This is a genomic window from Paraburkholderia phenazinium (genome assembly GCF_900142845.1).
GTDB lineage: Bacteria > Pseudomonadota > Gammaproteobacteria > Burkholderiales > Burkholderiaceae > Paraburkholderia > Paraburkholderia phenazinium_A.
The window spans coordinates 3,471,984-3,493,981 of sequence record NZ_FSRU01000001.1; the positions used below are offsets into that span (position 1 = coordinate 3,471,984).

Below are 21,998 nucleotides of genomic sequence, written 5' to 3' on the forward strand. Positions count from 1 at the left end.
TGCGCGACTTCCGGACACCGTCGGTGGGCAACGACGGCAGACGCCAGCTTGAATCCTTCAAAACCGAGTGTTTATATTCCTTGGACATTCCTTACGTATCCGCTTCCTTCAGGACACGCTGGCTTTGGATATGCCCTAGCGGTGCGTCAACAGCTACCCCGCTACCGCTTTTTCCGCTATCAGACTCCCGCGCCTGCGGTTTACCCGCCCTGGTAATGACCCTGCCCCACGGTCTCGTCGTGGTCCTTTGTCTCGCACTCCTCCCCACCATACATCGGGTGCCCGCGTTTCCCGCGTCGACGCCGCACATTTCTTGCGCGTTGACATCCCTGATTGGGTGAAATAGACTGTTCTCCATTCAGACCATTAGTCTCGCATGAGAACAAATTCATTGCGAAATATTCTCTGCCAGAAACTTTCGCGACAACGACTCCGAGAACCTCCAGTCGAGTCGTCGCGGCCCGCGACAGGAAAATTCACCGAATCGGGAGCACGAAGATGAAATCCCTCGAAGGTAGAAAGGCACTCGTGGTTGCGGGTGCGAAGGGCATTGCCAAGGCGTGTGTAGAACGATTTGCCGCTGCTGGAGCAGAAGTCTGTTTCTCCGATATCAACGCCCAGGCCGGCTTTGCGCTCGCTGAAAAACTTCAGGAGGCCGGCTATAAGGCAAGCTTCTTCGTGTCAGATGCGGGTGATTCGAAACAGGTCCGGGAACTGGTGAAGTCGGCTATTGACACGATGGGCACCATCGATGTTCTGCTTAACAGTGCAGGCGTGGCAACGCCGCAGGATCTGCTTGACATCACCGAAGAGGAATATGACCGGACGCTCAACGTCAATCTGAAATCGGCATTTGTGGCGAGTCAGGAAGTGGCACGCCACCTTCTGGCCAATAAGAGCACGGGGGTGATCATCAACATGTCCTCGGTCAATTCCGTCATGACGATTCCCAGCATCCTGGTCTACAACGTCTCGAAGGGCGGCATCAACCAGCTGACGAGAAACATGGCGGTCACGCTAGCTCCTCATGGCATCCGCGTGAATGCAATCGGTCCTGGCACCATCGAAACTGAGCTCGTGCGATCGACCGTGTTGTCGTCCGAAGAAGCCATGGCGAAGATCATGTCACGCACACCGATGGGTAGGCTCGGCCAACCGGAGGAAATGGCCTCGATCGCCGTGTTCCTCGCGAGTGATGAGTCATCCTATATCACCGGACAAATCATCTTCGCAGATGGCGGCCGTATGGGTCTCAACTACACCTGCTGACAGTGGCTAGACACTGTCGTCTGACACGCATGTTGACGTGACGGTCTGCCGACAGGAAGGGAGCGTCACCACGATGTCCGAAGCCACGCAACAGGTAGCTCGCAGCCAAAGCAGAAAATTTCAATACTGAGTATGAAGGACGGAGGAGACAAAATGGCCAGTGCATTGGCTGAGATCAGAGTATTAGACCTGTCGCGCGTGTTGGCGGGTCCATGGGCGGCTCAGACGCTTGGAGACATGGGTGCAGAAGTCATCAAAGTTGAGCGTCCCAATACTGGTGATGACACGCGCACTTGGGGGCCGCCTTACGTGAAGGACGCAAACGGCGAACTAACCCGAGAGTCGGCCTATTTCATGTGCACGAATCGCAACAAGAAGTCCGTCACTATCGACTTCACCCGCCCCGAAGGTCAGGAGCTTGTGAGGCAACTAGCAGCGAAATCGGACATTGTTATCGAGAACTTCAAGGTAGGTGGCCTCAAGCAGTACGGTCTCGACTACGCGTCCCTAAGCGCTATTAATCCACGTCTCATCTATTGCTCGATTACTGGCTTTGGACAAACTGGCCCCTACGCGCCTCGGCCAGGCTATGACTTTCTGATCCAGGCCATGGGTGGCCTGATGAGCATCACCGGTCATGGCGATAGCGAGCCGGGTGGTGGCCCGATGAAGGTCGGCGTGGCTTTGACGGATGTTATGACCGGGCTATATGCAGCCATCGCAATCTTGGGTGCACTTGCCGCCCGGAGCGGCACGGGTCGCGGTCAGCACATCGACATGAGTCTGCTCGATGTCCAGGTGGCCTGCCTCGCTAATCAGGCTATGAACTACCTTCATGGCGGTGTCATTCCAGGACGCCTCGGCAACGCTCACCCGAACGTAGTTCCCTACCAGGACTTTCCGACTGCCGATGGGAACATGATCCTGGCTATCGGTAACGACACCCAGTTTGCAAAGCTCTGTGCGGTGCTTGAACGGCCGGAACTGCTGTCCGACAGTCGCTTCGCGTCTAACGCCGCTCGCGTCGCGAATCGCAACGAGCTAGTCCAGACCCTGCGCGACATTACCGTTCAACGTACGACAGACACCTGGCTCGCCCAACTCGAATCGACTGGTGTGCCAAGTGGACCCGTCAACACGCTTGATCGCGTATTCCGCGATCCTCAGGTCATCCACCGCAACCTCAAAATCGAAATGGAGCATACCCAGGCGGGGCCTCTCCCCCTCCTTGCCAGCCCGGTGCGGCTGTCGGACACGCCCGTGGAATATCGGTTGCCCCCGCCCCTCCTGGGCGAGCACACCAACGACGTGCTTTCAACGGTCCTCAATCTCGCCCCTGAAGTGCTGGCCCGTCTCACCTCCGAAAACGTTATCTGAGGACTATCCAAACCCGACGGTGAAACCATGATCGAATCACTTGACTATGTCTGTCTCCCGGACGAAGCGGAAGCCTTACGCAGCGAGGTTCGCGCCTTCCTGGCCGAGCACCTCATGAATGTTCCGGCGAACCAACGTGCCCGCTCTTGGATGGGCTTCTCCGCAGAATTTAGTCGAGCCTTGGGCCGCCGTGGCTGGCTCGGTTTAACGTTGCCGCGCAGCTACGGAAGCGCAGAACTGGGTGCATTTTCTCGCTTTGTTCTTGTAGAAGAACTACTTAACGCGGGGGCACCGGTCGGTGCCCACTGGATTGCCGACCGTCAAAGCGGCCCGCTCATCTTGTCGTACGGAACTGAAGCCCAGAAGCAATTTTATCTGCCCCGCATCAGCCGAGGCGAAGCGTTCTTTTGCATCGGCATGAGCGAGCCCAATGTTGGATCCGATTTGGCGAGTGTCCGTACCCAGGCACGCCGCACGAGTGACGGCTGGATTCTATCTGGGCAAAAAATCTGGACAACGCAGGCGCATCGATCACATTACATGATCGCACTAGTGCGGACCTCGGGATCGCCGGAGGACCGCCAGAAAGGTCTTTCGCAGCTCATTGTCGATCTTTCGCTTCCAGGGGTGGTCGTGCGGCCAATCAGGGATCTAACAGGCGACAGCCACTTCTGTGAAGTGTTTTTCGACGATGTGCATCTTGGCGGAGACGCCCTCATTGGAACAGAAGGGGATGGGTGGCGACAGGTGACCGCCGAACTGGCCTTTGAGCGCAGCGGTCCTGAACGGATCTATTCCAGCATCGTGCTGCTGAATGAGTGGGCTAGCTATCTGCGGCGGTGTGGAGCAATCGATCGTCTCGAATACGTCGCAGCAGGCCGACTTCTGAGTTCGCTTGTCACGCTTCGGGCAATGTCCATTTCAATCGTCGCGAAACTTCAGGCAGGTGAAAGTCCGGCGACCGTGGCCGCGTTGACGAAAGACCTCGGCACGGAGTTCGAACAGCTAGTGCCCGCTGTGATCGCCGACCTCGTGTCGGCAGTAGACAGCAGAACCGGACACGACGGGCCGCCATCCCCGGAGTTGCTTCAGACACTCGCATACATCACACACGTCGCGCCCTCGTTCTCTCTCCGGGGCGGTACGCGCGAGATTTTGCGCGGAATGATTGCCCGTGGTTTGGGTCTGCGCTAAATCTGCCGGAAGGAGACCTCGCATGAACGATATTTTTGCAGACTCATTTGATCGCCTTCTCGCGGGCGAGTGCCCGGCAAGTACCGTCCGGCAAATCGAGTCAGGAGAAAGCTTTTCCGGCCTCTGGGAAGCGCTGACCGAGAGCGCCTTTGCAGACCTGCTAGTGCCCGAGAGCGCCGGCGGCGCCGGACTATCGCTGCTCGATGCATCACCACTGATTGCTGCATGCGGCCGATATGCCCTTCCCGTGCCTTTGGCGTACACCATGCTCGTGCGTGCGTTGCTCGACCGCAAAAACCTCGAGACGCTCGCGGGTCCCGTTACGATTGCGGCAAGCGCTGTCAGGCACACCGGAGACGTGTTCCATTGTGACAATGTACCGTTCGGTCACGTCAGTGAATGGATCATGGTGGAGGAAAGCGGGCTTTGCCAGTTGTGGTCACTTGAAGCCGCCGATGTCGAAAGTGACGGCATTGAGGGAAGTCTCGACGCGTCGGCGACGTGGTCAAAGCGGCCTCGCTCGATCCCTCTTTTCTGCAACGGAACGCGAATGTCTGGTGCCGCTGTCACCGCGCTGTTGATCTCCGGCGCGCTGGAAAAAGTGCTGGAAATGACGATTTCCCATGCAAACGAACGCTCACAGTTCGGTCGCCCCATAGGCAAGTTTCAGGCAATCCAGCAACAGGTCAGTGTATTGGCAGAACTGACCTTTGCAGCACGAATGGCTTCCCGATTGGCGTGTTCTCCGTCGAGTGCGACACCAATCGCCAGCGGCGTCGCAATAGCTAAAGCTTACGCGAGTCAGGCCGCAGCTACTGCTGCCAGTATCGCCCACGCCGTCCATGGAGCAATCGGCATTACGGCTGAACACGACCTGAATCTATACACGCGCAGGTTGCACGCGTGGCGTCGCGCATTCGGAGCCGAAACGGCCTGGTATGCCGAGATCGGCGCGGCTTGGCTTGGTGGCAACGATTCTGCTCTCGATTTTGTTCGAAACGCAATTCCGCCCAGTGCGTCGTACGCCGACTCAACCAGTGAGTTATGACCATGACCAACTTTCTTGAAGTCACACGCGACGGTGCAGTGCTTACCTTGGCAATGAATGCGCCAGACACGCGCAACGCGCTCACGGGCAATACGGCCATACCGGAGTTTCTTGCTGAATGCGATCGGATCAACAGCGACGTGTCCATACGGGCAGTCATCATTACCGGATATAACGGTATGTTCTGTTCCGGGGGTAACCTCAAGGACATGCGGCGATATTTCGATGACGAGCTCACTCAAGCGCAGATCGCAATCGAGTATCGCACCGGAATACAGCGCCTCACGCGCGCCATCTACGGTCTGGATGTCCCAACCATTGCCGCAGTGAACGGCCCAGCCATTGGTGCTGGCTGCGACCTTAGTTGTATGTGCGATATCCGCATCGTTTCAGAGAGAGCAACTTTCGCCGAGAGCTTCATCAAGGTCGGAATTGTTCCGGGGGATGGCGGTGCATGGTTGTTGACCCGAACTATCGGTCGTTCTCGCGCGGCCGAAATGGCTTTCACTGGCGACATGCTCAGCGCCGATGAGGCACTACGGATTGGCCTCGTTTCTCAGGTCGTTTCATCGGAGGACCTGCTGGAAGCGGCCCAAAAGCTTGCTGCCCGAATCGTTCGCCACCCCGGGGCAACGCTGCGAATGACCAAACGGCTGATGCGCGAAAGTCAAGATAGTGGACTGGATACGATACTCGAAATGTCGGCGACTATGCAGGCCCTGGCGCACAAGTCACCGGAGCACCGCGAGGCAGTGACGGCGTTCATCGAGAAACGCGCCCCTCGATTCCCGGAGTGACCTCTGCGTACGCCGAGAAATAACCGCCAAGTGCAAATTTACTATCGCTAAGTCCCCGCGACGACACACTGAGCAAGGGGCCATCTCATACGGAGAAGAAGTTATGCAACGTTACCAAATGTACATCAATGGTGAGTCCCGCGCTTCGGTGAACGGCGAATGGTTCGAAACAGAAAACCCCTTTACAGGTGAAGCCTGGGCAGAGGTCGCCAGAGGAAGCCGCACTGATGTCGATCATGCCGTGAATGCGGCTCACGCCGCATTCGTCTCAGGGCCATGGGCGCAAATGTCTGCAAGTCAACGAGGCATGCTGCTACACCGTGTTGGTGACCTGATCGCACGCGACGCCAGGCGGCTCGCCGAACTTGAGGTACGCGATAACGGCAAACTCATGGCCGAGATGTATGCCCAATGCCAGTACATCCCGCAGTGGTACTATTACTTTGGCGGCCTCGCCGACAAGATTCAGGGAAGCGTTATTCCGCTCGATAAAAAGGGCTTTTTCAACTTTACTCGTCATGAACCTCTGGGCGTGGTTGCCGCCATCACGCCATGGAACTCGCCTCTCCTTTTGGCATCCTGGAAAATCGCTCCCGCACTTGCTGCGGGCTGCACTGTTGTCATCAAGCCATCGGAATTCACATCCGTCTCAACGATTGAATTTGCGAAGCTGTTCGAGGAAGCTGGTTTTCCGCCGGGAGTAATCAACGTCGTCACCGGCTTTGGCGCCGATGTCGGAGCCCCCCTGGTCGAACATCCGCTGGTCAAGAAAATCACGTTCACCGGTGCCGAGACGACCGGCAGAGCCGTTAACGAAGCAGCGGCACGTCAGTTCAAGCACGTCAGCCTTGAACTCGGCGGTAAATCTCCGAATATCGTATTCGAGGATGCGGACCTCGAAGATGCTGTGAACGGTGCGGTGTCCGGCATCTTCGCGGCAACGGGTCAGACGTGCATCGCTGGATCACGTCTTCTTGTTCAGGAAAGCATTTACGACGAATTTGTAGATAGGCTGCTGACCCTCGCTCGCACTGCGCGAATGGGGGATCCGTCAAGCCCGGATACACAAGTTGGCCCCGTGACCACTCGACCGCAGTATAAGAAAGTCCTCTCCTATATCGATATAGCAAAGCAGGATGGTGCGACACTGCTGCTGGGCGGCAAGCCGGGCACCGCGCCTGAATGTGGGAATGGATGGTTCGTTGAGCCTACCATTTTCGGAAATGTCAGCAACAGTATGCGCATTGCACAGGAAGAAGTCTTTGGCCCGATTCTCTCTGTTATCAAGTTCAAGAACGAGGACGAGGCCGTTTCGATCGCAAACGACGTCCGTTTCGGCTTGGGTTCGGGGGTATGGACAAAAGACATCGGTCGCTCAATTCGCATGTCAGAGAAGATTCAAGCTGGCATCGTGTGGGTGAACACTTATCGCGCTGTCAGCTACATGTCGCCATTTGGGGGATACAAAGAGTCCGGTCTGGGCCGTGAGAACGGTATCGACGCGATCAGGGAATACCTACAAACCAAGAGTGTCTGGATCAACAGCGGCGTCAAGACGACAAACCCGTTCATATTGCGCTGAATCTAGTGAGACCAGGTTGCACGCGAGACCCAGTTCATCAGTTCGAGATGGCGAGTGATCCTAGCCAACCGCGAAACGACATGGGCTCGAACAGCTTCCCGGGATTCGGATGCTGAAGTACCCCTTCCTACGATGAGCTCATTTTGATGGATACGACTTCTGGCTGCGCGTACGGCCTGCGCGAGTCAATGAAATATAACGGCTGCGCCCCTTGAATCAGACCTGGCCGGAAGAGGTAACCTCGATGACAAGGGCCAGACCTTTCACGTGGCGATAGACCGCGAGCAACGGGAAGTGTGTGGCACTGACGTCAAGGGCCGCCGCGCGCTACCTAAACACAGTCAAAGACGACTGTGACCTGGTCACGCGATAAACGCATCATGCCGTCAGTGGATGTGTCGACTTCCCTCACCTGCTTGCCCTGGCTACTACAGTACGCTTTGGCACGGCCCGTGGCCGAATTCTTTACACTTGCCCATGAAATAAATTCCGAGTTAAGGTTGCCGCGCGCCGACACGGCCCAGTGCCCGTGCTCTGTCGAAGTTACGTCCGAGCTGGTCGCGCATCCCGCAAGCGCGATAGCATAAAGTATGGGTAATGTTAGTCGCATTTTTTAAATCTAAACTTTTATGGATTCCTGATCACCATTTTTTATCAGCGGATCGATTGTCGCCTTGATCGCCCACAACTCGATGGCCCTGTTTATCTCCGGTTGTCAAAGTGACCGTATCTCCTCCGCAGTGTATTTTTATTACTCATGAAAAGGAATTCCTAAACCGGTAACTAACTGTTAGCACCCGTGCAAAACTGCCCCAGTCGCTGATGTGGGAGCGGATCGACAGCGAGGCCCTTGTGATCCACTTTCTTCCGCCGAAGGCGGAAGACTCGAGTGGTGAAGCGGTCGTGGCGCAAGAGGTTGCCATTCCGATTGGCGCTACCTGCTGCGGCGCCGTGGGTGACAGAGGGGCTACATCCGGAACTCGTAGCCTCGGCCACAAGGGAAGAAGATGCATACGTGGAGATGAATACGGCCGACGCGTGTGTCTCCTCAAACCGCACGTGCGAAATGGGTTTGAGACACGTCACCGGATGACCCTACGAGTCGTTTGTTTTCAGTCTCGAAGAGTGCACCCGGGAGACGTGAAGCATCGCGGAATTTTGTGGCATGACATGCGCGCTTCGATGCGACCTTATTGCGCGCTCCATCCGCCATCGATTTGCAGCGCGGATCCTCGCATCTCATTGGCGGATGGGGAGCACAAGAATACGGCGAGATCGCCGATTTGATCAGGAGTTACAAATTGCTGAGAGGGTTGTTTTTCTCCAAGAAATCTCGCACTTGCTTCGTCTGGCGACAGCGATTCACGCACAGCGAAATCGTCGATTTGCTTCTGCAATAGAGGTGTCAACACCATACCGGGGCAAATAGCATTCACCGTGACACCTGAGCGTGCGCTTTCCAGCGCGGCGACCTTTGTCAATCCAACGACGCCGTGCTTTGCTGCTACATATGCAGATTTCCCAACAGAGCCGACAAGGCCGTGAACCGACGCGATATTGATGACCCGTCCCCAACCCCGTTCGCGCATCGCTGGTAGTGCGAGCCGCATTGTGTGAAATGCCGAACTCAGGTTGATGGCGATGATTGAATCCCAGCTTGCCACAGGAAACAAATCGATCCGCTCGACAAACTGGATTCCGGCATTGTTGACCAGTATGTCGACACCGCCAAACGTTTGGACTGCAAAATTTATCATTGCTTCGATTTCGGCCGGCCTCGTCATATCAGCGGCGTGATGCACGACGTTCACGCCCGACGTTTCGACCGTGGCAACGGCTTCTTTAACGTCGCCGAATCCGTTCAACACCAGGTTCGCACCCGCACGGGCCAAGGCGGTTGCAATTCCCAGCCCGATGCCACTCGTCGATCCGGTAACGACGGCCGCTTTGCCTGCGAGGAATCTGGAATCAGAAATTTTCATATGCAGTGTTAGACAGTAGTGGGAAAACATGGGGATATCGCCCCGGCATTGCAGTGCGTACAGACCACTGCGGTCACTTTGCATCGGAATTGCGGTGCGTGAGACGTAAAGACTAAATCGATCCGCCCGATCGTAATGCACCTCTTGCCGCTACACGGGCGTTCGGGTGCCTTCGTACATCTGGACTACCGGCGGTATCGTCATCAGCCCCGTGCCCAGCATCGGCCGCTGACTGGAAAAGCCCGAAAGCACGTTCGGCGAGTACCGCGCTGAAATTCGCGCTTCTCACTATCTGCTGGACCAGGCCGAGGTCCTTGACGAAAACGTCAAACCCCGCCCGCAAAAGGGAGGTGGCCACTCCCCTTCCCATCGCGCCCAAGCCAACCACCCCCACTTTTCGTTGCATGGCAATTTCCTTTCGCACGCCCCATATTGGTTGTACCAGAACTTACATGGTCGGACCTGAGAGGTCAATTTTCGATTTCCCGGGTCAGGCTGATACATTGCATGGATTGCAACGATTCGTCCGTGGGTCGAGGCCTGAGGGGATTGGGGCGATAAATTGACTTCGCCGTTTTTTGAAACTACCATCTGGTTGTACCAGATATGGCAAAAAATGGGACAACGTATATTTGCGTGCGAGGACATTTTTCTGCGGCTTCACCGAGGGATAAACATGCATCGCAAGTTTCGCGTTCTTTCTACGAGCAAAATCGATCCGCTCGGGTCTGAAATGCTGGCTCCTTTGTGCGAGCTGATAGTTCCACCAGATGACCGGGCGGACACGCTGCGACGATACATGGCGGATATCGACGCGCTGATCGTGCGCGTTCGCCTGCCCGATGACATATTTACGAAGGCCGCGCGACTAAAGGCTATTGTGCGCCACGGCGTCGGGCTTGATTTCATCCCGGTTAGTCAGGCGACTGAAGCCGGCATTCCTGTTGCCAATCTTCCAGACTCGAATACGCAGGCGGTGGTGGAGCATGTAGTCGGCGCGCTCTTCGCGCTTGCGCGCGACTTTCACCGCATACCCGGCCTGCTCAAACGCGAGGGTTGGTCCGTCAGGCAGGCGTATCACGGCTTGGAACTTCGGGGCCGAGCCGTGGGGATCGTTGGACTTGGACGCATCGGTCTCGGTGTCGCAACAGCACTGCACCATGGTTTCGGCATGCGAGTGCTCGGGTACGACGTCGCGACCCAAGCCACGTTACCTGATTTCATCGTACAGACGTCTCTTGAGAGTGTGTTCAGCGAGTCCGATTTCATTACGCTACACGCACCGCTCCTGCCGTCCACGCAACATCTGGTCAATGCACAACTTCTTGGTCTGGTCAAACCACAGGCTTATCTCATCAACGCCGCACGGGGCGGTCTCGTCGACGACTCCGCATTGCTAGAGGCACTGAGTGAAAATCGGCTCGCTGGAGCAGCGCTAGATGTGTTCGAACCTGAGCCACTCGCCGCAGACCATCCCTACCTGCAACGCGACAATGTGCTCGTTACGCCCCATACAGCAGCGCTTACCCAGGAGAGTGTCGCGCGCATGAGTGTGGGCTCGGCGCAGGCCGTGCTCGATGTCTTGCATGGCCGGTGTCCCACGAATCTGGTCAATCCGGAAATCTGGGACCACTACCTGGAGCGCTGGAATCTGCGCTCCCCACGCTGAGCAGTCAGCCCTGTTCTGTCAGCTACTTAAAAAATATGAAAATCACAGACATCATTGCATATCCGGTCACTTCGCCCGTGCCGGAGGCACATCAAGTTCGCCTCGGTATTGGCAAAATGGTCAAGCGCGACACGGTCGTCGTGAAAGTCACAACTGATGAGGGGATCGTCGGCTGGGGAGAATCCCATCATGCGCGCGCGCATCTGGCGGTCGCCACGCTGGTTAACACGACGTTAAAGCAACTTGTACTCGGGTTTGACGCGACTGACGTAAACGGCGTCTGGTCGCAAATCTACCGCTATCAGCTTGCGTCGCATGGCATGGGAGCGGCTTGTGCCGCGGCGATGAGCGGCATAGATATCGCCTTGTGGGACATCCGCGGCAAAGCCGTCGGGTGGCCTCTATACCGTCTTCTTGGCGGTGCCGCGCGGGACGTGCGTGCGTATGCGGGCGGTATCTGCCTCGGATTTCAGGATCCAGGAGCGCTGGTTGAAGAGGTCGCCCTCATGATTGAACGGGGATTTTCCGCCGTCAAACTCCGCATTGGGGATTCACCGAGATCCGATATTGACCGCGTGAGAGCCGTGCGCTCGCATTTCGCAGATGTAGAGATACTTACCGATGCGAACGTTGCGTATTCACTGTCGGACTTTTATGCGGTCGCACCGTACTTTGAAGAGGCGCGCATTCGTTGGTTAGAAGAAGCCTTTCCTGCACACGACTATCGCAGCTACCGGGATGCGAAACGAATGTCGCGCTTCGAGCTTGCCGCCGGCGAGAATCACTTCACCCGATATGAGTTTGCACAACTGATTGACGCAGAATGCGTGACGGTCCTCCAGCCGGATCTCTCCAAGGTGGGCGGCGTTTCGGAGATGCTAAAGGTGGCTGCGATGGCGTCTGCGCAAAAACTCCCCATCCACTGCCACTCGAGCATGGGCATCAACATGGCGGCCACGCTACACGTACTGTGTTCCATCGACAATGCAGGATATTTCGAGGCCGACTGTTCCGTTCACAATCCGCTTCGCGATCAGCTCGTCGACTTCCGTTTCGACATTGATCACCAAGGTACGCTACGGCCTGGCGAGCGCCCTGGAATCGGCATTGAAGTTGACGAAGATTTTATCCGCCACCATAGCGGCTCGACTGGGCCTAGCTTCGTTTAATGTTCACGGCAATATGTGTCAACGTGATCGATTCATTTTATTTCCAACAATCGAAGGAGCAAGCATGTCAGAGCAAATTCAAGCCGTCGTTGGCAGGACCTCGGTGCGGCACGTCGCTGCAGATGGTTCGGATATCGAACATGGATTAAGAGAATATTTTACATATCGCGACACAGGCTTAAAGGAGGCTACGTACGGCGCTTACACTGCGCACGTAATTCGGGCGGTGCCGGGCAAACAGGGGGAGCCAGAATGGCACACCCATGAAACAACCTTCCAACTGGTGTTTGTACTTCGCGGATGGATCGACTTCGAGTTCGAAGATATTGGTGTTGTGCGCCTTGTGCCGGGATCGTCGTGCTATTTCCCGTCCGGGGTGCGACATCAGGTATTAGGCAACAGTGACGATTTCGAACAGCTGGAAATCGTTTCACCTGGCGATTTCGCGACGAACCCTGCGTCAAAACCCTGAGCGACCCCGCAGTGCCAGATAAGATTTGACCTCCGGCACTCTCTACTTCAGGTAGATTGCGGGCGGAGTCCGGCTGAAACGCGCTGCCTGCCCCGTTGACAGGCGGTCTGTTGCCTCAGGCGAACTCTTTCGTAGCGGCACGTTTGCGCTTTCGACCCGGCGCCGCAAGTTTGTCCGCACCTTGTTCTTCGTCATTCTCCGTTGCAAACAACGTGCGGAAGTACACATCAACACCTTTAATGTGCTGCCGCAGTATCGTCTCGGCTTCTTCAATGTTTCTCGCGGCGATCGCGCCAAGCAACTTGCGGTGATCGGCAACCGACTTGCGGCAATGCTCGTCTGACGAAAAGTAGACCTCGCGACGCTTCTTCGACATCAGATAGAAGACGTTTACGAAGCGCACGAAGACGTCGTTTTGAGTGGCCGATACGATTGCCAGATGGAACTCCGCGTCGAGTGCTGCGAGTGCGTGACCGTCGCCACGTGCCTCGATGCAACGTTTGAGAATCGCGGAGAGCTTGTTCAGGTCCGCATCGGTTCGGCGCTCGCACGCGAGTCTCACCGCCTGAACTTCAAGCAATCGCCGCAACTCCACGGACTGGATCACCTCGTCAGGGCTCAGGGGCGTATCGGCCTCGGCAAATAAAACCATCGCTTCAATGCTTGTTTCGGCTGAGTCGGCGCGAAGAAAAATGCCGGATTTCGGCCGCGCGTCGACGATTCGCAAAGTGTCCAGCCGGATGAGTGCTTCCCGCAGCGCTCCACGACTCATGCGAAACATTTCCGACATCTCGCGTTCAGACGGCAGCTTGTCGCCCGGTCCAAAACCACGCTCCTGAATCAGACGGACGAGTTGACGAACGTTTTCCATCATGCAGTCACCGCTCAATATGCAGAACTGGCACTATTGCCTTTAGGTGCATCGGACTGGCGCAACAGCCACCATTCACGGGCCTTGCACCGCTTCGCAGGGCAAGCACCCAGCGCGCCATGTAGCTTACGCGTAAGGCCCAATCTGGTCAAACCAGATCAGGCCTTACGCTGCGTCTAACTGCCCATGCTGGTCAGTCCGCGGGCCGTCGCAGGAATCCGGCCGCCGGCCACATAGTTTTCAACTACTGTGCGATCGGGTTCACGCGATGCGGCACGAGAAACAGAAGCGCGCAGGCCGGTCCCTCCACAAAGCGTCTCCTAGAGCAGAATGCGTCACGGGAAAAGTTGTTCGCGGACGTAATCGCGAAGACGTTCATGCCATGGGCACTGTCTGCTGCTCCCAACCTCTGAGGGACGTGGTTAAAAGACCGGTTACGGTGTATCCATCCCAACCGTCTCGAAATCGTGTATCCATGCAACAGCGATAAATATCGGCTGGAGTACCTCGTTCATCTCCCGCTCCCCGTGCGCCTGCCTGGGTTTGTTTCGACACAGTCATTGTCGACGATTCGTACGGTAGAGCCGACGGACCGTTCTTGGCCGCTTGCCGCACGCGTTAGCGACTATCATGTATTGAACAGTCTCCTTCGCGAGCGTTGCGGCGGGCATGCTGGGCAAGCCGTCGCCGTTTAGCCTGCAACAACGGAGCCCAGTGGGCTCTGCCGGACCGCGGCGAGAGTGCGAATGCGACGGCCTTCGAGCATTACGTCGACGGGCCGTCGAAGGTCTTCCATCAGGTTGACGGCAGGTTCGAGTATGCGGGGCCGGGCGGCAATCGCGCGCAGCACGCTGCTGATGGTGGTGCACGCGGTGGTCGCGCAGTTGACCCGGGATGGATAAGGGTCGTGTGTACGCTACGGCATGGGCCTGATGCCGCAACGTCCGGCACCGTCTTCAGGCCTCATTGGAAGGAGACAAGACGATGAACTCGAGAAGCGGGCTGTGGCGCACGCGTGGGCGCGCGCCGTCGTGGCTGGGTGCATTCTGTGTGCTTGTACTGTGCGCCATGTCGAGCGGCGGTACGTATTCGGAGACGACGGATGGTCCATGCCGGGACGCGGAATGCGGACCACACGGGCCACCTCCGCCGTCAAAAACAAGCTGTCCGCAACTAAACGGGTTGACCATCCCGGCCCGCGAGATCGGCCTGCCGACAACCGGTGCCATCGTCACATCAACGACACAGGTGGCGGCGAGCGGCACCGGAGCGACAGCTACCGGGTCATACTGCCTCGTGGCCGGCGCGATTCGTCCGGTCGATCCGTCCGCCCCGGATATCCTGTTCAACGTCGCGTTGCCGGACCAGTGGAACGGCAAGATCCTGATGCTCGGCGGCGGCGGGTTCGACGGCTCGATTCCAGCCGTGACCGGGAACGTGCCGAGCGCGCCGGCCAATCTGCCGGGACCGTTGTCGCGCGGCTACGCGGTGTTCGCGAGCGATTCCGGGCACGAGGCGACGAACGGCTCGGTGAACGGCGCGTTCTCCGTCAACGCCGAGGCGTACGACAACTTCATGGGCGAAGCCCTGAAGAAGACGCACGACGCCGCGCTCGTGATCATCGACAAGCATTACGGCATGCATCCGTACAAGGCGTACTTCGCGGGCGGCTCGACTGGCGGCCGCGAGGCGCTGACCGTCGCGCAGCGCTGGCCGCAGGACTGGAACGGTGTGATCGCTTTCTACCCCGCGTATGACTTCACGACGCTGAGCCTGCAGCAGTTGCGCGCGACGGAAGGTTTCACCGCGCCGGGCGCGTACCTCGACACAGCACAGCGCGCGCTGCTCCTGAAAGCGGTGATGCAGGTGTGCGATGGGCTCGACGGCGTCGAGGACGGGTTGATCAGCAACGTGCAGGCGTGCAACTCGACGTTCAATCCGGCGACGGCCCATGTCGACGGCAAGCCATTGCGCTGCGCCGGCGGTGCGGCACGGGGAGACACGTGCCTGTCGGACCGGCAGATCGCGGCGCTCAACACGATGAACACCCCGCTCGTCTTTGGGTATCCGCTCGAAAACGGCGAAACGCAGTATCCGGGCTATAACGTGTATGGCGCCGATCTGGGGGTGGGCAGCAGTTCGCCGCTCGAGGCGACGATCACGGAGCTCGCGCTCGGTACGACGCAGCCGTCGTATCCGCTGCAGAGCACTGCGATGTTCGACGGACAGATCAGCGACCAGTTCGTCCGCTACACGGTGATGGGCAACCCGAACTTCGATTCACTGACGTTCAATCCGGCGCTCGCCGGTCAATGGTCCGGGCGGATCAGCATGCTGTCGGGACTCGACGCGACCGATCCGAACCTGACGCCCTTCATGCGACGCGGTGGCAAGTTGCTGATGGCGCACGGCACCGTGGACCAGACCGTCAGCACGCGGGCCACCGAGATCTACTATCAGCGCTTGCTGTTCACGATGGGCTTTAGCGCCGTCGAGTCGTTCGTGCGCTTCTACGAGATTCCGGGGATGCAGCACGGGATCGGCACCGAGTTCAACGCGTCATGGGACTCGCTCGCGGCGCTGGAGAACTGGGTCGAGCACGGGACGCCGCCGGTGCATCAGGTGGACACCGATACCGCGGGCGTGCCGGGACGCACGCGGCCGCTGTGCCAGTATCCGGCGTGGCCTAGCTATAACGGCGCGGGTGACGTGAACAGCGCGACGTCGTTTACCTGCGTGCAGGGATAGCGAACGCAAGCCGCGACGCGCGAATGGCTACCGCGCCCGTTATCGCCGCGCGTCGCGCATCAGCCGCAATCTATAGCGCTGGTGTGCCTGCATCGACCGCGTGCATCTCCTTCTGGATATGCGCGATCTGTTGCCCGTGATCGGCGAGGCATCGATACTCATCGTTCCTTGCAACGTAGACGAAGTCGCGCTTGGTAAAGAGTCCTTTCTTCCTTGATGCCGAGGTAAGTGGTTTCGGGACATACGCCTTGATCCCGGCCAGTTTGCACGCACGGATATCCGGACCGCTGAAGTACCCCCGGTCAGCCAGCACCTTTAGCTTCGGCTTGCCCATGGCGCTCTTCGCCGACAAAGCCCTCCTGCTGAGTTACCCGTGATCGCTTCCGATATTCTTCACCTCGTGTTCGACGATCTGATGATGCTTCGTATCAGGAACGTCTGGACGTTGTAGCCAACGGTACCGGTTCTCTTGCACCGCTGGTGCTGGCGCAGGAGCGCGATCGTCTCGTACAGGCGCACGGTCTTCACATCGAAACCTGTCGGACTGGTTCGGTCTGCAGTTTCAATCATGTCGAGGTATCGCTGGAGTCACCCGGTCTCAATGCGTTGATTCAGTTTAGGTGATGAATGCGTTTTCGCACGCCCTCGGCCGGAATGAGTCGCTAACGGCGGGCGGGTCGCAACGGCCTCCGTGCTCCCCATGTCCATATCGGGGAAACCGGCAGCTTCTACAAACCGCCCATCAGCTTATTGGGTGTGATCGGTAATTCGCGCACCCGCACGCCGATGGCGTCGTAGACTGCGTTGGCGACGGCGGCGGCGACCCCTGTGGCGCAGAGTTCTCCGATACCTTTGGCGCCGAGCGGTCCGGAGTTGGCGTCGTATTCGTCGACGAACCCGACATCGATGGCCGGCGGAATGTCTGCGTTCACGGGCAGCGCAACGCCGGCCAGGTCTTTCGAAATCCAGCGGCCCAGAGCCGGCTCGAAGTGGCTACCCTCCATCGCCGCCATACCCCAGCCCCAGACGATGCCGCCTATCATCTGTGACCGCGCAGTCCGAGGGTTAATGATACGGCCGGCGCTATAGATTCCAGTTGCCCGCCGCAAACGCAGCAGGCCCAGATCCGGATCGACGGCGACTTCAACGAAGATCACGCCAAACGTACGAGCGGGAAATTCCGGAGCACCCATATCAACGGGCGCCCCACCAGGCAGGTCGAAGGCGCCGTCGCAAACAAGTTCAAAGACGCCTGCCTCGTCCAACACGGACTGGATGCTACGCGACCTGTCGCCATGGAGAATGTGCCCGTTGCGCATGGTCACCTCTTCCGTCGGCCAACCGGCCAGCCGCGCGAGCTTCGCGCGCACCCCTTGCGCCGCCTGCTGCAACGCCGCGCCTGTGCTGATCGTCGTCCCCGAGCCATAAGTCGGCCCCGAATAAGGCAGTGAGGTGTCACCTGCCAGAACGCTGACTTCCTCTGGCTTCAGGCCCAGGATTTCTGCGACGATCTGCGGAAAGACCGTGGCGGGACCAGTGCCAATGTCGCAGAAGCTGGATTCCAGTCGCGCCATTCCGTGTGCGTTGAGCCGTACTCGCGCAGTGGTATGGAATCGCGCCTGCCCCTGGCTGCAATCGGCGAGGCCGCAGCCAATGCGCCAATGTCCGTCGCGCGTACCACCCTTTGGCCTGTCTTGCCAACGGAAGCGGCGCGCGCCTTCGTTATAGGCCTCTCGCAATTTTTTCGACGACCACGACTTCCCGCTTTCAGGATCGGTTTCAGCATAGTTGGCGAGCCGCAACTCCAGCGGATCAACCTTCAACGTGCGTGCCAGTTCGTCCATGGCCGAGCCGAGCGACCATGAACCTGGGCCGTCCCATGGAGAGCGCATGAAGGTCGGCAGCACGACATTCCCACGGCGAACCTTCTGGCTGGTCGAAATGTTATCGCATGCGTAAAAGGATCGTCCCGGGATCGATCCGAACTCGACATAATCTTCCGTAACGCTCGTGATGTTGGTGACCGCGTGGACAATGCCAAGCAGTTTGCCGTCCTCGCTGGCACCCAACGCGACGTTTTGCGTCATCTGCGGCTGAAATCCGACCATGTCGTACATGTTCTGCCGACTGAGCACCAGTTTGACTGGCCGACGCGTCACCCGGGCCGCCATGCTGGCGAGGATTTCGTGCGGCCAGACGAACGCTTTCACACCGAATCCGCCGCCCGTGTACGGGGAAACTACCCGGACCCACGCCGGGTCGATGCCGAACGCGGCAGCGAGCGTGTTTTGAACCGCCGGCAGGTGTTGCACCGAGTCGTAAACGGTAAGCTGCTTGTCCTTCCAGACTGCCAGGATGGCGCACGGCTCCATCGGGTTTGCGTGGCGAGACGGCTGTATGTACTCGGCACCCGTCCTGAGCGGTGCGGCGGCGATAGCCGACGCCGCATCACCCTTGCAAAATTCCAAAGCACTCGAATGGGAATAGCCACCCCGCTCCGGCGCAGGCGGTTCGGCTGGTGCGGTGTCGGGCACGATGAAGGAAGTGGCTCGGTAGTCCACGCATACGGAATCCGCACCTGACTCGGCCGCTTCGATGCTCTCCGCCAGCACGATTGCCACCGGCTGCCCCTCATAAACGACTTCGTCAGTCTGCATCGGAACGAAGCGGGTGGCGAGCGGCGGAACACTGATGTCGGCCAGCCTTGCATGCACTTTCGGCATGTCGGCGGCGGTTAGCACGTGCGTAACACCGGGCATCGCCAACGCCTCGTGCGCGTCGATCTTCTCGACCCAACCGGCCGGAACGGTGGCAGATACCATCACCGCATAGAGCTGTGCTGGCAGATTCTGGTCGCCGGCATAACGGGCCGCGCCCGTCACCTTTACCGGACCGTCGAAGCGTGCAATCGATTCACCCGAATGGTTCATGGCGCACTCGCCGCGAGTTCGATGGCGCGAAGCGTAGCGTTGCGAGCGAGCGCGATCTTGTATCCGTTGGACGATAGCGGTCGGGCATCGGCAAAGCTTGCCCCTACCGCAGCCGCGACGCCGGCCGAGCCCAGCCGCTCGCCGACTAGCAGTCGCTCTGTCTCGTCGAGACGCCAGGGGCGCATTGCTACGGACCCCAAAGCAACGCGCGCCTTGTTGATCACGTCGCCGTCCAGTTGGAGCGTTACCGCCGCGGACACGATGGCGTACTCATAACTCTCCCGCTCCCGAATCTTCAAATATGCAGATTTCGGCGCTGGCCCACCTAATTCGATACTGGTGATCAGTTCGCCATGACGCAACACGGTGTGTGCGGATGGATTTTCGTCGGGCAGCACGTGGAAGCTGCGTGCGGGAATGCGCCGGCCGCCGCCTTGCGCATCCTCGGTTACGATCACCGCATCCAGTGCAGCGAGCGCCACTGCCGGGTCGGAGGGCTGCACCGCCACACACTCGTCGGTCCAGCCGAAGATCGCGTGCCTTTCGTTCAGGCCGTGCAATGCTGCGCAGCCCGAGCCCGCCACTCGTTTGTTGCACGGTGTGGGCGCATCGGCACGGAAGTAGGCGCAGCGTACACGTTGCAGGGGATTGCCGCCGATAGTCGCAAGATTGCGCAACTGGGCAGAGGCCGATTTCAGAATCGCCTGCGACAGGACGGGATAAGCGTTGCGGACCCGTTCGTGTTGCGCCACATCGTTAAGCCTGGCAAGTGCGCCGATCCGCAGCCCCCCGCAGGGTAACGCTTCGATGCGATCCATTTCAGGCACACGGCTGATATCGACGACCCGTTCAGGTTTGGTAATCCCGATGCGGAACCAGTTGAGGAGTTCAGTCCCACCAGCCAACACCGCCGCGTCGGGCAGTTGGGCGAGCGTCAGGGCGTCGGCCCGCGTCGTCGCGCAGGCATAACTAAAGTCGCGCATCAGCCCATCTCCTTCGCGGCAGCCTCGACAGCCGCCGCGATCTGCGGATACGCAGAACAGCGACAGATATTACCGCTCATCCATTCGCGAATTTCAGCGTTGGAACCGGTGTGTCCCTCGGCAATGCAGCCCACAGCGGACATGATCTGGCCACAGGTACAAAAACCACACTGGAAGGCATCGTGCTCAATGAAGGCCTGCTGGACGGGATGCAGGACCCCATCACTCGCTAATCCCTCTATCGTGGTGATTTTCTTGCCATCGGCACTGACTGCGAGCACGAGGCAGGCATTGACGCGCCGGTTATCCATCAACACCGTGCAAGCGCCGCATTCTCCGCGGTTGCAGCCCTTTTTTGCGCCTGTCAACTGCACCTGTTCGCGCAACAGATCCAAAAGGGTCGTCCTTGCTTCCACGTTGACGGAATGCTCAACGCCATTGATCTGGACGTGCGTCCACCTGCGTGGGGCAAACCGCGTTTCCATTTCTGGATCAGGCTGCCCATTCGCCGTGATTGTCTCGCCGTCTGTCGCGGGACCGGCAACGGCGGTCAACGAATCGTTGTTCATGACAGGCCTCGGCAAACGCTCGTCTTTACGAGGATGCCTCACTCCGTCCTAAGTCTGGCGGTATGAGGCTTCAGTCAACACAGACAGGACCGGCAGAATCTGCTCGGTCCAAAAATTATAGATGCCCATCGTCGGTTTGCAAGAATCCGCGCAGAACGTATGGCAGCGAATCTTTGATGTTTGGATGCCGATAGCGCTGTCTTCAGTGAGTAACAAGCGGTTGATCGATTGCTTCACCGGTTACAGGTATGACATGTTCAGACGAACAGCTGACGTGCCGCCCATGCGGGATTTTCGAGCCGTCAGACGAACTACCGGTAGGTCTGGTGCATTGATGAACTTATCGTTTGCGGTGACCTACCAGGACAGCTCTCTTCAGCACAGCACCCAGTAAAAGATGGCATAAGCCATTTTGTGAGGACTCCGTGTGGCTTGTATTCCGATCCCCTTAAGTCAGATCTATGAACGACGATGGTGGCAGCGCAAACCGATTGCGGTAACAAGAGGGACCGCCGCCAGAAGAGGATTTCGCATTGGACTGCCAGCTAACAATATATATGATGATATCGACAAAAACACGTACCGATTCCGATGGATGATGGCGCGACGGGTATAGCTGGTATAACTGAACACTTCCCTCTCCCCATGTGCGCCCACCACCATAGGGGTGGCCGGACAAACAACTCCGTTGATTTCCGCGTAGACGAAAGGGGGGCGCTCACGCTCACGCCGCTCAGATACGAAACATCGCTCAGCGTCGCAATCGTGCTGCCGAAATCCTGCTGCAGTTGCGCCAGAGATGACGAGCCCGCGCTCGAACCTCGGTTCACCACAAGCATTGGCGTCGTGGTCGTCACCTCCATTGCGTAGCGGATCGAGCCGGCGGACATCGCGGAGGTGTCCCCCGTAAGCGTATGCCCAACGCCGCCAATGACATCATTGGCAACGCTACCGACTGGCTGTCCGGAAATGTCGGTCGAAGTCAATGTAGCCTGCAGCACTCCCGGTGATCCACCAAGGCCGAACATGAAACCGTTCACGCTTTGTGCCGCTAACTGCATGTCGTTGCCTGGATACAGCGTTCTGAAGGCCGCGGAACTCGTCACCAACGACATCTGTGTCAAGGTTGCGACGTACTGACCAATAGCCGCGCTGGTCTGTTCGTTGAATACCGTTCTGCTAACACTGGCGAGGGACAGTTAACTTCGCTAAAGCGCCCGAGAATAGCCGTTGCAGCTACACAGTGTTGCTCGAGGACAGCCTCTGGTTCGCACTCCTTGTGAGTCTGGAGACGGACCGGTCACCAGCCAATGACGACGCTTTCGTCGCCTTCACGCA

15 protein-coding genes and 2 pseudogenes are annotated in these 21,998 nt (G+C 58.3%); 10 read left to right on the top strand and 7 right to left on the bottom strand.

Annotated features, from left to right (window positions below; translation table 11 throughout):
• The first annotated feature begins 498 nt into the window (after positions 1-498).
• The 6 genes from BUS12_RS15245 (at position 499) to BUS12_RS15270 (ending at position 7,267) form a co-directional block, all read left to right on the top strand.
• Complete coding sequence (locus BUS12_RS15245) at positions 499-1,269, top strand: SDR family NAD(P)-dependent oxidoreductase (protein WP_074267509.1); 771 nt, start codon at positions 499-501, stop codon at positions 1,267-1,269.
• A 132-nt stretch (positions 1,270-1,401) separates the two neighbouring features.
• The gene (locus BUS12_RS15250) at positions 1,402-2,646 is read left to right on the top strand and encodes a CaiB/BaiF CoA transferase family protein (RefSeq protein WP_074296380.1); all 1,245 of its coding nucleotides are present in this window, start codon (positions 1,402-1,404) and stop codon (positions 2,644-2,646) included.
• Between the two features lie 27 nt (positions 2,647-2,673).
• Complete coding sequence (locus BUS12_RS15255) at positions 2,674-3,840, top strand: acyl-CoA dehydrogenase family protein (protein ID WP_074267507.1); 1,167 nt, start codon at positions 2,674-2,676, stop codon at positions 3,838-3,840.
• 22 nt (positions 3,841-3,862) lie between these two features.
• Positions 3,863-4,888 carry an acyl-CoA dehydrogenase family protein gene (locus BUS12_RS15260; RefSeq protein WP_074267506.1) on the top strand — a complete coding sequence of 342 codons (1,026 nt, stop codon included), beginning with the start codon at positions 3,863-3,865 and terminating at the stop codon, positions 4,886-4,888.
• A gap of 2 nt (positions 4,889-4,890) precedes the next feature.
• Positions 4,891-5,685, top strand: coding sequence for a crotonase/enoyl-CoA hydratase family protein (locus tag BUS12_RS15265; protein ID WP_074297546.1), 795 nt, complete (start codon positions 4,891-4,893; stop codon positions 5,683-5,685).
• A 103-nt stretch (positions 5,686-5,788) separates the two neighbouring features.
• Positions 5,789-7,267, top strand: coding sequence for an aldehyde dehydrogenase (locus BUS12_RS15270; RefSeq protein ID WP_074267504.1), 1,479 nt, complete (start codon positions 5,789-5,791; stop codon positions 7,265-7,267).
• 1,190 nt (positions 7,268-8,457) lie between these two features.
• Here BUS12_RS15270 and BUS12_RS15275 read toward each other — a convergent pair.
• Positions 8,458-9,279 (bottom strand): 3-hydroxybutyrate dehydrogenase, encoded by an 822-nt coding sequence (locus tag BUS12_RS15275; protein ID WP_290439562.1) that lies wholly within the window; start codon positions 9,277-9,279, stop codon positions 8,458-8,460.
• Positions 9,280-9,556: 277 nt separating this feature from the next.
• Positions 9,557-9,655, bottom strand: a pseudogene (locus BUS12_RS38205) (3-hydroxyacyl-CoA dehydrogenase NAD-binding domain-containing protein); the annotation flags it as partial.
• Between the two features lie 270 nt (positions 9,656-9,925).
• Here BUS12_RS38205 and BUS12_RS15285 point away from each other — a divergent pair.
• The 3 genes from BUS12_RS15285 (at position 9,926) to BUS12_RS15295 (ending at position 12,559) form a co-directional block, all read left to right on the top strand.
• Positions 9,926-10,918 (top strand): hydroxyacid dehydrogenase, encoded by a 993-nt coding sequence (locus BUS12_RS15285; protein WP_074267501.1) that lies wholly within the window; start codon positions 9,926-9,928, stop codon positions 10,916-10,918.
• 35 nt (positions 10,919-10,953) lie between these two features.
• The gene (locus tag BUS12_RS15290) at positions 10,954-12,087 is read left to right on the top strand and encodes a mandelate racemase/muconate lactonizing enzyme family protein (protein ID WP_074267500.1); all 1,134 of its coding nucleotides are present in this window, start codon (positions 10,954-10,956) and stop codon (positions 12,085-12,087) included.
• A gap of 64 nt (positions 12,088-12,151) precedes the next feature.
• The gene (locus BUS12_RS15295; protein WP_083640398.1) at positions 12,152-12,559 is read left to right on the top strand and encodes a cupin domain-containing protein; all 408 of its coding nucleotides are present in this window, start codon (positions 12,152-12,154) and stop codon (positions 12,557-12,559) included.
• Between the two features lie 115 nt (positions 12,560-12,674).
• Here BUS12_RS15295 and BUS12_RS15300 read toward each other — a convergent pair whose 3' ends face one another.
• Complete coding sequence (locus BUS12_RS15300; RefSeq protein ID WP_074267498.1) at positions 12,675-13,433, bottom strand: FadR/GntR family transcriptional regulator; 759 nt, start codon at positions 13,431-13,433, stop codon at positions 12,675-12,677.
• 1,179 nt (positions 13,434-14,612) lie between these two features.
• Here BUS12_RS15300 and BUS12_RS15305 point away from each other — a divergent pair.
• Positions 14,613-16,178, top strand: a complete 1,566-nt coding sequence (locus tag BUS12_RS15305) for a tannase/feruloyl esterase family alpha/beta hydrolase (RefSeq protein WP_253190079.1) — start codon at positions 14,613-14,615, stop codon at positions 16,176-16,178.
• A gap of 118 nt (positions 16,179-16,296) precedes the next feature.
• On the opposite strand, the pseudogene BUS12_RS37830 reads toward BUS12_RS15305, so the two are convergent.
• The 4 genes and pseudogenes from BUS12_RS37830 to BUS12_RS15325 form a co-directional block, all read right to left on the bottom strand.
• Positions 16,297-16,766 (bottom strand): annotated as a pseudogene (locus tag BUS12_RS37830) (IS5/IS1182 family transposase); the annotation flags it as partial.
• Positions 16,767-16,906: 140 nt separating this feature from the next.
• Positions 16,907-19,108: a xanthine dehydrogenase family protein molybdopterin-binding subunit gene (locus tag BUS12_RS15315; protein WP_074296383.1), complete on the bottom strand. Its 2,202-nt coding sequence runs from the start codon at positions 19,106-19,108 to the stop codon at positions 16,907-16,909.
• On the bottom strand, positions 19,105-20,091 hold the full coding sequence (locus BUS12_RS15320) for an FAD binding domain-containing protein (RefSeq protein ID WP_074296384.1): 987 nt from the start codon (positions 20,089-20,091) through the stop codon (positions 19,105-19,107). The genes BUS12_RS15315 and BUS12_RS15320 overlap by 4 nt, the downstream gene beginning before the upstream one ends.
• On the bottom strand, positions 20,091-20,660 hold the full coding sequence (locus BUS12_RS15325; protein WP_083611605.1) for a (2Fe-2S)-binding protein: 570 nt from the start codon (positions 20,658-20,660) through the stop codon (positions 20,091-20,093). Before BUS12_RS15325 ends, BUS12_RS15320 begins: the two co-directional genes overlap by 1 nt.
• Between the last annotated feature and the right edge of the window lie 1,338 nt (positions 20,661-21,998).

Coding starts and splice junctions, on each gene's coding strand:
- BUS12_RS15260 (WP_074267506.1), top strand. CDS start 3,863: ATGAACGATATTTTTGCAGACTCATTTGATCGCCTTCTCGCGGGCGAG.
- BUS12_RS15325 (WP_083611605.1), bottom strand. CDS start 20,660: ATGAACAACGATTCGTTGACCGCCGTTGCCGGTCCCGCGACAGACGGC.
- BUS12_RS15250 (WP_074296380.1), top strand. CDS start 1,402: ATGAAGGACGGAGGAGACAAAATGGCCAGTGCATTGGCTGAGATCAGA.
- BUS12_RS15320 (WP_074296384.1), bottom strand. CDS start 20,091: ATGCGCGACTTTAGTTATGCCTGCGCGACGACGCGGGCCGACGCCCTG.
- BUS12_RS15295 (WP_083640398.1), top strand. CDS start 12,152: ATGTCAGAGCAAATTCAAGCCGTCGTTGGCAGGACCTCGGTGCGGCAC.
- BUS12_RS15315 (WP_074296383.1), bottom strand. CDS start 19,108: ATGAACCATTCGGGTGAATCGATTGCACGCTTCGACGGTCCGGTAAAG.
- BUS12_RS15275 (WP_290439562.1), bottom strand. CDS start 9,279: ATGTTTTCCCACTACTGTCTAACACTGCATATGAAAATTTCTGATTCC.
- BUS12_RS15300 (WP_074267498.1), bottom strand. CDS start 13,433: ATGATGGAAAACGTTCGTCAACTCGTCCGTCTGATTCAGGAGCGTGGT.
- BUS12_RS15245 (WP_074267509.1), top strand. CDS start 499: ATGAAATCCCTCGAAGGTAGAAAGGCACTCGTGGTTGCGGGTGCGAAG.
- BUS12_RS15265 (WP_074297546.1), top strand. CDS start 4,891: ATGACCAACTTTCTTGAAGTCACACGCGACGGTGCAGTGCTTACCTTG.
- BUS12_RS15255 (WP_074267507.1), top strand. CDS start 2,674: ATGATCGAATCACTTGACTATGTCTGTCTCCCGGACGAAGCGGAAGCC.
- BUS12_RS15290 (WP_074267500.1), top strand. CDS start 10,954: ATGAAAATCACAGACATCATTGCATATCCGGTCACTTCGCCCGTGCCG.
- BUS12_RS15285 (WP_074267501.1), top strand. CDS start 9,926: ATGCATCGCAAGTTTCGCGTTCTTTCTACGAGCAAAATCGATCCGCTC.
- BUS12_RS15270 (WP_074267504.1), top strand. CDS start 5,789: ATGCAACGTTACCAAATGTACATCAATGGTGAGTCCCGCGCTTCGGTG.